This is a genomic window from Micromonospora rhizosphaerae, from assembly GCF_900091465.1.
Lineage (GTDB): Bacteria > Actinomycetota > Actinomycetes > Mycobacteriales > Micromonosporaceae > Micromonospora > Micromonospora rhizosphaerae.
Window position 1 is genome coordinate 675,406 of the sequence record NZ_FMHV01000002.1, and the last position, 12,266, is coordinate 687,671.

The following is a 12,266-nucleotide window of genomic DNA, read 5'->3' on the forward strand; positions in this document are numbered from 1 at the left end:
TCAACCTCTGGCTAGGTCCGCGCCGGGCCAGCCGACCGCTGGCCGGCCCGGGCACCCGGACCGGCCAGCGGGGTCAGCCGACCCGGGTGACCGGCGGGGCGGTGCGGCCGGTCAGGAACGCCGTCGTCCTTCGAAGATCAGACCCGCGTCCCAGTCCAGCGTCGCCACATGGCCGATGCGGGCGAGCGGGACCTCCACGAGGTCGGCCGACCGGACGCCCCGCCTGACCACTTCCACCGACCGCAGGCCGGCCTCGCCGTCGGCGAGGGACCGGAACACCATGATCGGCTGGGTGACGGCGGGCAGCCGCCACCGGACGTCCGCCCACAGCCGGGTCATCTCCTGGACCGCGACGAGCGGGATGCGCCGGTAGCCCTGGTAACGGACAGACGGATCCTTCACCTGCGGCTGGTCGTTCGCGATGCTCGGCCGCAGGTACCTGAGCACCGGCAGCACCGGCAGCAGCGGGTTCTTCATCGTCAGCGACGGGTTGACGAGGACGACGTGGCTGACGGCGCGGTGCGTCGCCGCCAGCCGGAGAGCCAGTGCTCCCCCCATGGAGAGGCCGATGACGGCCACCGGCCCGGACACCGCGACCTCGTCGACGGCCGCCCACGCGTCGTCGAACCAGTCCCGCCAGGTCACGCCCCGCAGATCCGACCAGCGGGTGCCGTGACCGCGTAGCACCGGTACCGCCACCCGGTGCAGGTGGGGTTCGAGAGCCCGGGCGAACGGGGCCATGCTCGACGGGATCCTGCGAACCCGTGCAGCAGCACCGCCGCGGAGGCCACGGCGCTCATCACGCCCACCCCGGGGCCAGCCCGACGGCGCCGCCCGCCCGGGACTGGATCATGGCGACCTCGTGCAGGATCCGCCGCTCGCTGCCGTACGGTCCGCCCAGCATCGCACCCACCGGCAGGCCGTCGACCACCTCGACGGGGACGCTGGCGGCCGGCATGCCGGCGATGTTGTACATCGGAGTGAACGGCATGAAGCGCGTCATGGCGGCGAAGTTCTCCTCCTCGTCGCGATGGAGGCGGAACATCCCGCGCCGTTGCGGCAGCATGCCGAGCGTCGGGGTGACCAGCATGTCGACCATGCCGAAGACCATCTCCTCCAGCATGCGAGCGACCCCTCGGAACATGGTCAGGCACTCGTGCAGGCGTACCCCGCTCACCGCCCGCCCCTGGTCACGCAGCCACCGGGTGAACGGGGCCAGGGCCTCCTCGTCGTCGACCTCGAAGGAGGCGGCGACGACCGACCAGGCGTCGCGGAACGCGTCGGCCACCGCGACGTCCTTGCCGAGGTCCACCGGGACCAGCTCGTGGCCCGACTCCTGGAGGCCCGCGGCCAGCTTCTCCGCCGCCGCCCGGCACTCGTCCGCCACCGCCAGGTCCGGCACCATAGGGTCCACCGCCAGCCCGATCCGTAACCGCCCGCGCGGTTCCCGGTACGCGCGTGCGGCGGTCGGGTCCCCCGGCATGGGATCGGAGATCACGTCCAGCAGTGCGCCCGCGTCGAGGGCGTCACGGGTCAGCACGCCCGGCACCGACAGGCCGTTGGGAGACGGGTCCGACGGACCGTTGCTCACCGCGCCGTTGCTGGGACGCAGGCCCACGACACCGCAGCAGGAGGCGGGGATCCGTACGGAGCCGCCCGCGTCGGTGCCCAGGGCCAGTGGCGCGAGACCCGCGCTGACCGCCGCCGCCGACCCGCCGCTGGAGCCCCCAGGCGAGAATTCGGACCGCCACGGGTTGGCGGTGTCCCCGCCCAGGAGGTTCTCCGTGTAGCAGGGCAGCGCGAACTCCGGCAGCTGGGTCTTGCCGATGATTGGCAGGTGCGCCTGACGCAGCCGGACCACGACGTTGTCGTCCCCGATGGCCTCGTCGGTCCGGTCGGCGCAGCCCCAACCGGTCACCACGTCCTCGACGTCGAGGTTGTCCTTGAGCGCGATCGGCACACCATGCAGGGCACCGACCCCGTCCGGACCCACCGCGCGCAGGATCTCGTCGGCCTGCCGGGCCTGACGGAGGGCGAGCTCCTCGGTCACCACGACGAACGCGCCCAGTCGACGGTCCAGCCGGCGGATCCGGTGCAGGTAGTGCTCGGTCACCTCGACGGAGGTCACCGATCCGACGCGGATCAGCCCGGCACACTCCAGCGCCGACAGCTGGTGCAGGGCGGTCATGAGGCCTCCTCTCCCGGCCCCGGACCAACCCGGGGACGTTCCCGGCGGACTGCGGACAGCCGGGCGAGCAGGCGCCGCTGCCAGGTCGGGTCGTGGTCACCGGCGAGCCCTTCCTCGATGGCGTCCAGATAGCTGGCCAGGTCGTCGGGCACCAGGCTGGCGAACGGCACCGCCGGATCGGGAACGAGGTAACTCGACCACATCAGCGAGGTGCGCGGCAGCGCCGGCTTGGTGTCGGGGATGACCAACGGATCGAAGCCGACCAGTCGCAGATGGCGCAGTGCGCCGTTCTCCCGGCTGTCGCCGATCAGCAGGGGCCGGCCCATCGTCAGCACCGACCGGCCCAGCGCGAGGATCAGGTGCCAGGGGACCCGGTCCCTGGTCTGTCCGGCGGGCACGTCGCCGGCACGCACGAAGCGCTTGATCTCGAACACCTGGTGCGTGGTCGGCGCCTGGTCGGCGAACGGGGTGAGGAGGTCCACTCCGTGTGCGGACTCGACCGGATACCGGCTGCGCGCGGGGTCGTCCAGCCGCCGCGGGATCACGTCACGCGAGCCGAGCAGACCGACGTAGCCGAGGATCCGGCCCTCGGCGTCGAGACAGACGGTGTGCACGACCGTGGCGTCCGGCGGCTCGGCCAGCAGGGCCGTCTCCCGGGCCAGCCGCGAACTCATCATCGCCAGGTCGACGAACTCGGCCAGCCGGAACCCGAAGACGGCTTGCAGGTGACGTTGTCCCACGGCGTCCGGACTGAACGCGATGGTCGTCAGCCCGTCGCCCAACTGCTCGACGCGGCTCACCGCGCCAGCCCCGACCGTGGACGGCAGCTCCGGGTAGCGCAGCGAACGGTGCAGGGCGACCAGCGCGCGAGCGTACGCGGTGTCCAGTGTCGCGGCCCGGTGCTGGTCGTCGGGCGGGGCGATCAGCTCAGAGGTCGTCATCGTCATCGTCGTTCCGGTAGAGGCAATCGGTGATCGCCAGTGCCAGCGCCTCGGGAGTGCCCTCGAAGATCCGGGTGCCGAACGAGTCCCGGAGGACCTTCTCCAGGCCATACGACCGCAGGTATCCCCTGGACCCCATCAGCGCCACCGCCGTGCTCGCGGCGTCGATGGCCACCCGGTCGGCGAACAGCTTCGCCATCGCCGGCTCCCGCTCCGGCGCGGGCAGCTGAGTGTCGACCTTGACGGCGGCACGCTGGTACAGCAGGCGCGCGGCGTCCACGTTCACGGCCATGTCGGCCAGCCGGCGGGCGGTCATCTGGTGGTCGCGCAGCACCTTGCCGCCCTGTGTCCGTTCACCGGCCCACCGGACGGCCATGCCCAGCGCGTGCCGAGCGATGCCGGTCGAGATCGCGGCGACGGAGGAGCGGGCCATGTTCCCCTGCGCAACGTTGATCGAGGTGCCCTGACATTCGCCACCGACCAGGTCGTGTGCCGGGATCCGGACGTTCTCGAACCACAGCTCGCTGCCGAGGCAGTTGCGGTAGCCCATCTTGTCCAGGACGTCGCCGCGCCGTACCCCGGGCGCGTCCAGCGGAACGATCACACAGGTCAGGCCGGTTGCGCCCGGATGCGGCTCCAGGTTGGCGTAGACGGCGGCGAAGGCCGCCACGGCGCCGTTGGTGATGAACCGCTTGTGCCCGTTGAGCAGATAGCCGTCCCCGTCCCGACGCACGGTGGTGCGCATCCGAGCGTCCGGAAAGTGCTGCGGGATGACGAGGTCGCTACCGGCGTCCTCCTCGGCGACCGCGTTGCAGGCGAGGACCGCGCGCGGACCGGCGAACTGCGCCAAGTAGCGCTCCTGCAGGTCGGGGTCACCGGTGAGCAGGACCGGGGTCTGGCCGAGCATCGTGGCCCCGAACGCCAGGGCGATGCCCGGGTCGGCCGCGGCCAACTCCTCCATGGCCATCGCGACCCCGAGCACGCCGACTCCCAGGCCGCCAAGCTCGCGGGGCAGCATAGCCCGGGTCAACCCGAGCTCGTGTCCCGCCTGGATGACCTCCCAGTCGAAGTCCTCGGCCGCCTGCTGGTCGAGCTGCACCGCCCGGGGCGCGAGGACGTCCTTGGCGAACTCGCGTACCTCGTCGAGGAATCGCTGGACCGACCGGGGGATGCACTCGAAGTTGAGGTCCGCCTCGGCGGACAGGTCCATCTCGATGCCGGTCGCCGTCATTTCGCCGCTCCATCCACCAGGCCCTGCTCGGCGACGAGCTGCGGGTACCGGTCGAAGGCCGGCTGGAGGATCGGCACCAGCTCGAGGACCTTCGCGACCTTGCCCTTGATCCGCACCTTGCCCAGCGCGACGGCTGCCGGCATGAGCAACGTGCCCGACCACAGCCGGTGCGCGGTGTCACAGCTCATCTTGATGACGACCGCCGCGTCCTCCGGCGCGTCGTCGCCGAAACGGACCTGGTCGGGCGTGACGTGGATGACGCAGTCCGGCTTGGTGTGCACCATGCGGACGGTCAGGTCCGCGCTGCGCAGCCGCTCGGTGAACTGCTCGTCGGCTGCGAGGATCTTGAACAGTTCGCCGAACACCGCATAGGCGGTACGCGAATCTGGGTACGTGGGCACGACAGACCTCCCCGATGATCGTTTGACGGACGTACGTGGAAAGCAGGTGACGGCGAACGGTCAGCGTTCGCGGCGGGATGCGCGGGTCACGTCGAGCAGCAGGCTGGCCACCTCCAGCGGTTGGCGGACCCTGTCCCGCAGCCGCTGGTGCAGCGGCGCAGTGAGACCGTGCACGTCGACGGTCGCCGATGGCGGCACGGGCCGGCCGGTCACCAGGCGGGCCGTGAGCGTCGCGGCGATGACTCCGAACATGTCGGCCGCCTGCACCAGCTGCGGGAAGGTGAACCCGTCCTGCTCCAGGCCGCGCCGGATGAGGCCGATCAGATCCCGCGGGACCGTGCGGGCGGGAACCAGCCGGGCGAGCAGAGTCCACATCGGCATTTCGTTCAGCTGCTGCCGGGTCACCGCGCCGCCGAAGAGTTGCCGTTCATGGCGGTAGTCGTAGACGCGCACATGCTGGGTGCCGGACAGGTCCCAGCCGGTCATCAGCGGCAGCCGTCGGTCACGTACCCGGTCGTGCAGCAGGCCCTTGGCCGCCAGCCCCGACCGCGTGGTGACGTCGACCCCGTCGATCACCACGTCGACGCCGGCGAGCAGCCCGTCCACCGTCTGCTCGGTGACCCCCTGCTCGACCGGCTCGACCTCGACGTGCGGGTTGATCGCTCGGGCCCGCTCGGCCGCCACGGCGGCCTTGTTCCGTCCGAGGTCGTCGACCGTGGCGTTCTGCCGGTTCAGGTTGGTGAGTTCGTAGCTGCCCGGATCGGCGAGCACCAGCCGCCGGAACCCCAGTCGTACCAGGGGTTCGACCGCGGATCCACCGATCGACCCGCAGCCGGCGACGAGGATCTTGGCCGCGGCGATCCGGGCCTGGTCCTCGGTGCTGACGACCCCGCGGTTGCGGGCGACGAAGATCTGGTGGAACTCCTCCGGGGGCAGCGCCCGCGCCGCCCGGGGCGACGTGACGTCCTGGTCGACCACGGATCGAGTCATCGCGTCTCCCCGGAGAGAGCGGTGTCGGCAAGCAGGTCGTCGCGTACGGGACTCGGGGCGAGCCGCGAGGGCACCCAGACGAGCGCGATCAGCGCGCCGAACAGCAGCACCCCGATGCCGACCCCGAGCGTGACGTGCATCGCCCCGACGAAGGCCTCCTTGGCCTTGTCGACCAAAACCAGCTTGTCGGCACCCGAGGACCCGCCGGCCGGACGAGCCTCGCTGAGGACCAGCAACGTCGCTCCCAGGGAGTCCCCGGCCCGCTCGCGCTGCGGGTCGGGCAGGACGTCGAGTACGTCGGCAGCGCGGCTGCGGTAGGCCATCGACAGCACCGAGCCCAGCACGGCCACCCCCAGCGCCGCACCGACCTGCCGTACGGTGTTGTTCACCGCCCCGCCGACGCCGGCCTTCTGCGTGGGCACCGCGGACATCGCCAGGGTCGTCGTGGCCCCCATCACGAAGCCCATCCCCAGGCCGGCGACGAAGAGGCTCACTTCGAGCTGCCACAGCGGCGAGGTGGCCGTGGCGAACAGCAGGCCACCGAACGAGACCGCCAGGAGCGCCAGCCCGAGACTCACGGTGAGCCGGAAACCGTACCTCTTGACAACCCCGGCGCTCGTCACGGCCGACAGGACGCTGCCGACCGCGACCGGCAGCAGGATCAGACCCAGCTGCAGCGGGGTGTGACCGAGAACCAGCTGCACGTAGAAGACCAGCAGGAAGGTCCCGCCGGTGAGGGCGAAGAAGGCCAGTGCCACCGCGGTGGTCCCCCCGGCGAACGGGGCACTACGGAACAGGCTCACGTCGAGCACCGGGTGAGCGGTCCGCCGCTCGACCACCACCAGCACCACCGCCAGGACGATGCCGAGTGCGATCATTCCGGCGGAGGCCGGCGCGAACCAGTCGTTGTCCTCGCCGGCCCGGATCACCCCGTAGACGACCGCGGCGATCGCGGCCGTGGACAGCAGCAGGCCCGGTAGGTCGAGGTGGAATCGCGAGGCGGATCGGGACTCCCGGGCGACCACGAACAGCAGCACCAGGCAGGCGATCGCCACCGGCACATTGATCAGGAAGACCGAACCCCACCAGAACCGCTCCAGCAGCGCGCCGCCGAGGATGGGGCCGAAGGCCACGGACAGCCCGCCGAGGGCCGCCCAGACACCCATGGCCCTGCCCTGCTCCTCCTCGGGAACGGCGTGCTTGATGATCGCCAGGGTCGTCGGCGGCACGACCGCGCCACCGACTCCCATCACCGCACGCCACAGGATGAGGGAGTCAGGACTGTCCGCGAACGCGGAGAACGCCGAGGCGACGGCGAACACCGCGAGGCCGACGGCGAGAGTGCGTCGTCGCCCCCATCGGTCGGCGATCACGCCGGCGGTGAACATGAGGGAGGCGTACACGAGGATGTAGGAGTCGACCGCCCACTGGAGTTGGGAGTTGTTGGCCAGCAGGTCCCGCTGAATCGCCTGCAACGCCACGTTGAGGATGGTGTTGTCCATCATCACTATGAGGAAGCAGGCGCCGACGACCACGAGCAACAGATCGCGCCGTTCCGACCTCGTCGTCATTCTGGAATTTCCTTGTCTACTCGTAGCTGAACATGGGACGCCGATGGACCGCGTGGTCGGTCCCGGGCGTGAAGATCCGCCGGTGCACGTGCGAGCGCGGCATCCGGTCGGCGGTCGAGCGGCGCAGGTCGGGAACCGCGAAGGAGCGTCGGAGCCAGCGGTCCTGGCCGTCGTAGCGGGCGGTGAAACCGGTACGCCCGTGGACCGCCTTGTCGTTGTCCACGATGAGCAGGTCTCCGGCTGCCAGGACGTGGCCGACCAGGTTGGTCAGAATCGCTCGGCGCAGGCTGTCGATCGCGCGCCGGCCCTCGGGATCGTCCGAGGTCATGGCGTGGAAGTCGACGCAGAGGTCAGGGTCGGAGAGCGATCCGGTCAGCACCGGCACCGGTCCGGCGTAGACATCTTCGCGATCACCGACGAATGAGCTGGACAGCCGGATCCGGTAGATGGGCCGAGCCAGCACTTCCCTGGTGCCGCCGTCGAGGCAGGCGAGCGATCGCCGGATGCCGCTGGCCAGGGTCAACGCCACCCGTTCATGGTCCGGCCGCAGGGCGAGCAGACTGATGAACCGGGGCCGTTGCGGGTGGAAGCCGTCCTCCGTGTGCAATTCGAGAAAGCAGCTACCAGTGTTTTCCTGCCGCTTCTCCGCACCGGCCACCGGCACCACGTCCTGAATGATGCGCCCAGCCTTCTCATCGGCGTAGGAAATGACGTCACCGAGGATGTTCATCACCGCCAACTGGGTCATCGAGGCGACCTTCAGCCGCTGCCAGTCCCCGTCGAAGTTCCCCTGCTCCGGGGTCGGCGGCAGGGCGTCGTCGATCGGCAGGTTGCGCAGCAGGAGCGCGCCGTCCGGGTTGCTGCGGTAGCGGAACTCGGTCAGGGCCTGCACCAGCGACTCGGGTCCGTCCCGCAGCATCCGCAACTTGCAGTCGACCATCAGGTCGCTGTCGTCCAGGTGCAGGCCCGAAGGCCGGCTCGCATGCCGTGCGGCTACGCCCAGCGCCACCGCGCGCAGACACTCGCTGTCCTCTTCGCTCAGCACGAGCGCCGACGCGCCGGCCTCCCTGATGGGCCACGCGCGACCTTCGTCGTCCGTCACCGTGGCCGCCTGGTCCACAGACACAGATCCTCCCCCGTGTCAGTCACCTGACATGTCTCAGGCATCTGATCGTCGATCACTCTACATCAATGGTGTGCGAGTTCCAGCCAAACGCCATGTCCGGTCGCTGACATCCCGGCGGCGATGCGTGAACGGGATGCTGACCCCCGGTTAGGCGACACGCCAATAGGCACTTTTCCGCACGGTCGCCGAGCCCGGGACCGTGGTCGACATAAATGCGTTGTCAAAATTTGCGACGCGGACGAGCAGTGGGTTACGCGCTGCCCGGGTGAACGCATCGATCGCCGCTGCGCCGCAGGTCAGGACGACCGGACCGGGGGCCGAGCGGCGCGCGGACGGATGACCGGGGCACGCGCCGGCGGCCGGTGAATTCAACGAACTTGTTACCTGCGTGTGGCGTGCCACTCCGGTGACGTACGCCGTCGGCACCGCCGATCGAGAGGCGCGCGAGACAATGAGCGGTGAATCTGCCGCGAGAATTAGCCCGCCGAAAGTGACGCGGATAACAGCGGTGCGTCACCCACGAGAGTGCCACGGTTCAGGTGTCGGCGCGGCCGGCCCCGGGCGCTCCTGCGGGGTCCTCGAGGGCGAGGCGGGCGCGTTCCAGCAGGGTCCGCAGGTTGGCCAACTCATCCTCGGTGAACTCCGCCTCGTACCGCGCATCGACGCTCCGGGCGGCGAGATCGGCCTTGTTCAGCAGGGCGTTGCCCTTCCGGGTCAGCGTCAGCGCCAGGACCCGGGCGTGGATCGCCACCGGCGCCCGGTCGGCGAGACCGCGCTGTTCCAGGGCAGCGGTGACCACACTCATCGACTGGGGCGTGACCCGGCACAGCCGGGCGAGCTGGGCGCTCGAGGTCCCGGGGTTGCAGCGGAGCATGAGCATGGCCGTGTACTGGGTCACCGTCAGGTCGAACGGCGCCAGGGCCTCCGCCTTCCGAGCGACCATCATCGACGCCGCGTGCTGGAGCAGGGTGCTGACGCGATCGTTGATCTCGCGCTGCCGCGCCGCGTCGGCCTTGCTCGTCGTGCCCACAACCGGATCCTTCCTGGCAACCGCCCGCCGGTCGGTGCTCGGCGGCGGCAGCCGGCGGCACCTGATCTCAATGTCACTGTCCCACGCCTGGTACACGCGCGACACTCGCGGCACCCCCTGCCGGCACCTGGACCGCTGGAACCAGCTGGTAGCTCGCACGTCATGGTCCTGCGCCACACTGTCGGACCGGCCACTGTTCACCCGCGTGAGGCGGGACAGCTGAACGCCGTTCACGTGCGGCTATGATGCGCATCTCCGCGCCGGCGTCGTGATGCCGGGCCTGTCGACCGCCGCCGCGAAGGACGATGATGACGAGCGCCTCCACCACGATCCGCAGCACCCCGTCTGCGGCGGCTCGCCTGGACTCGCTGACCGGGCTGCGGTGGATCGCAGCGCTGATGATCTTCTGCTTGCACATCCAGAGCGAGAGCAACTTCTTCGTCGCCGACAGCCGCGCCCAGCAGGCGTTGAACTCGATCATGGCCGCAGGGCGGTCCGGGGTGTCGTTCTTCTACATCCTGTCGGGCTTCGTGTTGGCCTGGTCCGTGCGGCCGACGGACACCACTAGCCGATTCTGGTGGCGCCGGTTCTCCAAGATCTACCCGAACCACTTCGTGACGTTTCTGGTCGCCTGCCTCCTACTGTCGTGGCGGGGCATGGAGGTCGTCGATTTCGAGCGGATGTTCTACAACCTCACGCTGCTGCACTCCTGGGTGCCCGGGCGGGGCGACGTCTGGTACTCGTTCAACGCTCCGTCGTGGTCGCTGAGCTGCGAGGCGTTCTTCTACCTGTGCTTTCCGCTGCTCTACGCCGGGCTGCGGCGGGTCCGGCCGGTCGCCTGGTGGGTCATCGCGGGGACGTCGGCGCTCTTCATCGTGGTTCTTCCGTTCGGCATCAAGGTGTTCCACGAGCCGTTCGGCTGGTCCGAGCACTTCATCGTGTACCACCTGCCGCCGGTCCGGATGATCGAGTTCCTGCTCGGCATGTGCCTCGCGCTGTTGGTGCGGGGCGGCCGGTGGCGCGGACCCGGCATGACGGTCAGCATCCTGGTGGTTCTCGCCGGGATGACCGTCGCGGCGTACCTGCCGGAGCAGTACGGGCTGGTCCGCGACGCCGCCTGCACCGTGCTCGGCTACTCGCTGCTGCTCCCGGCGTGCGCCCTGGCCGACGTGCGGCAGTCACGATCGATCTGGCGGACGCCGCGCCTGGTCTACCTGGGCGAGGTCTCCTTCGCCTTTTACATGGTCCACGAGATCTGCCTGTACGCCGTGCGGCACACGTTCGGCGACGACGAGCCCCATCGTCCCACGGTGGCCGCCGGGGTTCTGGTCCTGGCCACGTTCTGCATGGCACTCGTCGCCGCGATGATCCTGCACCACGCCGTGGAACTGCCGATGATGCGACTGCTCACCGGCGGACGCCGCCGGACCTCCGCGGGCCGCGGCACTCTGGCCGGCGGTCCCGGCACCGGGCAGGGCGCGGTGCCGGCGCAGCCCGGCGATGATCCGGCTCGGCCAGCTCCGCAGCCCGTGGCGGCCGCGATGACCCACCGGATCGCGGCCTCCTGATGAGTCGCGGCATCGCATTGTGGCCCGTGAATGCCCCGTCGGTGTCGTGACTGATTAGAGCCGGCAGGGGCACGCGCGGCATCGTGAGACAGACCTTTGCTACGCCGTCGCCAGCAGCGACGTGCAGGTGGATGCCGGTTGTGTTGTTCGTTTCCGAGGGGCCCCGGACTCAGCGGCTCAGGACGGTTGCCCGCTCCATGTGCGACAGCTTTTCGGGATTGCGCACGGCGTAGAGCCCGGTGATGACGCCGTCGTCGATGCGCACGGCCACGACCGTGTCGAGCTCGCCGTCGAGCCGGAGAACCAGCGCCGGGTAACCATTGACCTGTGCCGGCCGCAGCGACAGCTTGTCGGCGACCCTGCCCAGCCCGGCAGCCAGCAGGCGGGCCACCTTGTCGGCCCCCACGATGGGCCGCAGGACGGCCTGCTTGACACCGCCACCGTCACCCAGGAAGACGACATCCGGGGCGAGGATGTCGAGCAGGCGCTGCAGATCGCCCGTTTCGACCGCCCGCTGGAACGCCTCGAGCGCGTCTCGGGCCTCGGCCGGAGAAACGACCCCGCGCGGTCGGCGCGCCGCGACGTGTGCCCGTGCCCGGTGCGCGATCTGGCGGACCGCGGCCGGGCTCTTGTCGACGGCTTCCGCGATCTCGTCGTAGTCGACGTCGAACACCTCGCGCAGCACGAACACCGCCCGCTCGGTCGGCGTGAGTGTCTCCAGCACCAGCAGCATCGCCATCGAGACGCTGTCGGCCAACGCTACGTCCTCGGCCACGTCAGGCGCGGTGAGCAGCGGCTCGGGCAGCCAGGAGCCGACGTAGGACTCCTTGCGGCGGCCGAGCGTACGCAGCCGGGCAAGTGCCTGGCGGGTGGTGATCCGGACCAGGTAGGCACGCTGATCGCGCACCGTGCCGAGATCGACGCCCGCCCAGCGCAACCAGGTTTCCTGCAGGACGTCCTCCGCATCGGCGGCCGAGCCGAGCATCTCGTAGGCGACGGTGAACAGCAGGTTGCGGTGGGCGAGGAACGCCTCGGTCGCCGGATCCGGACGGTCGTCGCGGCTGCCGCCCCTGCCACGATCATCAGCTGCGGTCTCGGACGTGTCCACCATCGGTGACTCCTGTTCCCTCTCAACTGTGTCACCCACCTGATGCCGGACCCCGCCGTTATGTGACACCGAGAGGTTGTGGCGGGCGTCACCTGACCGCGCTGTCACAGGG

At 70.1% G+C, this 12,266-nt stretch carries 11 protein-coding genes; 1 reads left to right on the forward strand and 10 read right to left on the reverse strand.

Annotated elements, in window-relative coordinates:
* Window positions 1-111: 111 nt before the first annotated feature.
* The 9 genes from GA0070624_RS03285 to GA0070624_RS03325 all read right to left on the reverse strand — a co-directional run bounded on the left by GA0070624_RS03285 (window position 112) and on the right by GA0070624_RS03325 (window position 9,478).
* Window positions 112-741: an alpha/beta hydrolase gene (locus GA0070624_RS03285; RefSeq protein ID WP_091336542.1), complete on the reverse strand. Its 630-nt coding sequence runs from the start codon at window positions 739-741 to the stop codon at window positions 112-114.
* A gap of 58 nt (window positions 742-799) precedes the next feature.
* Window positions 800-2,188 (reverse strand): amidase, encoded by a 1,389-nt coding sequence (locus GA0070624_RS03290; RefSeq protein ID WP_091336544.1) that lies wholly within the window; start codon window positions 2,186-2,188, stop codon window positions 800-802.
* The gene (locus GA0070624_RS03295) at window positions 2,185-3,129 is read right to left on the reverse strand and encodes a hypothetical protein (RefSeq protein WP_091336547.1); all 945 of its coding nucleotides are present in this window, start codon (window positions 3,127-3,129) and stop codon (window positions 2,185-2,187) included. Before GA0070624_RS03295 ends, GA0070624_RS03290 begins: the two co-directional genes overlap by 4 nt.
* Window positions 3,116-4,360 carry an acyl-CoA dehydrogenase family protein gene (locus GA0070624_RS03300; RefSeq protein WP_218105105.1) on the reverse strand — a complete coding sequence of 415 codons (1,245 nt, stop codon included), beginning with the start codon at window positions 4,358-4,360 and terminating at the stop codon, window positions 3,116-3,118. The genes GA0070624_RS03295 and GA0070624_RS03300 overlap by 14 nt, the downstream gene beginning before the upstream one ends.
* Window positions 4,357-4,761, reverse strand: a complete 405-nt coding sequence (locus GA0070624_RS03305; protein ID WP_141714923.1) for an SCP2 sterol-binding domain-containing protein — start codon at window positions 4,759-4,761, stop codon at window positions 4,357-4,359. The genes GA0070624_RS03300 and GA0070624_RS03305 overlap by 4 nt, the downstream gene beginning before the upstream one ends.
* Before the next feature lie 60 nt (window positions 4,762-4,821).
* Window positions 4,822-5,751 (reverse strand): ThiF family adenylyltransferase, encoded by a 930-nt coding sequence (locus GA0070624_RS03310; protein ID WP_091336552.1) that lies wholly within the window; start codon window positions 5,749-5,751, stop codon window positions 4,822-4,824.
* Window positions 5,748-7,322, reverse strand: a complete 1,575-nt coding sequence (locus GA0070624_RS03315) for an MFS transporter (protein ID WP_091336555.1) — start codon at window positions 7,320-7,322, stop codon at window positions 5,748-5,750. Before GA0070624_RS03315 ends, GA0070624_RS03310 begins: the two co-directional genes overlap by 4 nt.
* Window positions 7,323-7,338: 16 nt before the next feature.
* Window positions 7,339-8,448, reverse strand: a complete 1,110-nt coding sequence (locus GA0070624_RS03320; RefSeq protein ID WP_141714924.1) for a TauD/TfdA family dioxygenase — start codon at window positions 8,446-8,448, stop codon at window positions 7,339-7,341.
* 535 nt (window positions 8,449-8,983) lie between these two features.
* The gene (locus GA0070624_RS03325; RefSeq protein WP_091336558.1) at window positions 8,984-9,478 is read right to left on the reverse strand and encodes a MarR family winged helix-turn-helix transcriptional regulator; all 495 of its coding nucleotides are present in this window, start codon (window positions 9,476-9,478) and stop codon (window positions 8,984-8,986) included.
* 308 nt (window positions 9,479-9,786) lie between these two features.
* Here GA0070624_RS03325 and GA0070624_RS03330 point away from each other — a divergent pair, with 308 nt between their 5' ends.
* A complete protein-coding gene (locus GA0070624_RS03330; RefSeq protein WP_176731578.1) occupies window positions 9,787-11,046 on the forward strand; it encodes an acyltransferase family protein in 1,260 nt (419 codons plus the stop codon).
* A gap of 169 nt (window positions 11,047-11,215) precedes the next feature.
* Here GA0070624_RS03330 and GA0070624_RS03335 read toward each other — a convergent pair whose 3' ends face one another.
* Window positions 11,216-12,262: an RNA polymerase sigma-70 factor gene (locus tag GA0070624_RS03335; protein WP_281180944.1), complete on the reverse strand. Its 1,047-nt coding sequence runs from the start codon at window positions 12,260-12,262 to the stop codon at window positions 11,216-11,218.
* Between the last annotated feature and the right edge of the window lie 4 nt (window positions 12,263-12,266).

Excerpts from the sequence above, each read along its gene's own strand:
- GA0070624_RS03285 (WP_091336542.1), bottom strand. The coding sequence starts at position 741 with ATGGCCCCGTTCGCCCGGGCTCTCGAACCCCACCTGCACCGGGTGGCG.
- GA0070624_RS03315 (WP_091336555.1), bottom strand. The coding sequence starts at position 7,322 with ATGACGACGAGGTCGGAACGGCGCGATCTGTTGCTCGTGGTCGTCGGC.
- GA0070624_RS03290 (WP_091336544.1), bottom strand. The coding sequence starts at position 2,188 with ATGACCGCCCTGCACCAGCTGTCGGCGCTGGAGTGTGCCGGGCTGATC.
- GA0070624_RS03330 (WP_176731578.1), top strand. The coding sequence starts at position 9,787 with ATGACGAGCGCCTCCACCACGATCCGCAGCACCCCGTCTGCGGCGGCT.
- GA0070624_RS03295 (WP_091336547.1), bottom strand. The coding sequence starts at position 3,129 with ATGACGACCTCTGAGCTGATCGCCCCGCCCGACGACCAGCACCGGGCC.
- GA0070624_RS03310 (WP_091336552.1), bottom strand. The coding sequence starts at position 5,751 with ATGACTCGATCCGTGGTCGACCAGGACGTCACGTCGCCCCGGGCGGCG.
- GA0070624_RS03300 (WP_218105105.1), bottom strand. The coding sequence starts at position 4,360 with ATGACGGCGACCGGCATCGAGATGGACCTGTCCGCCGAGGCGGACCTC.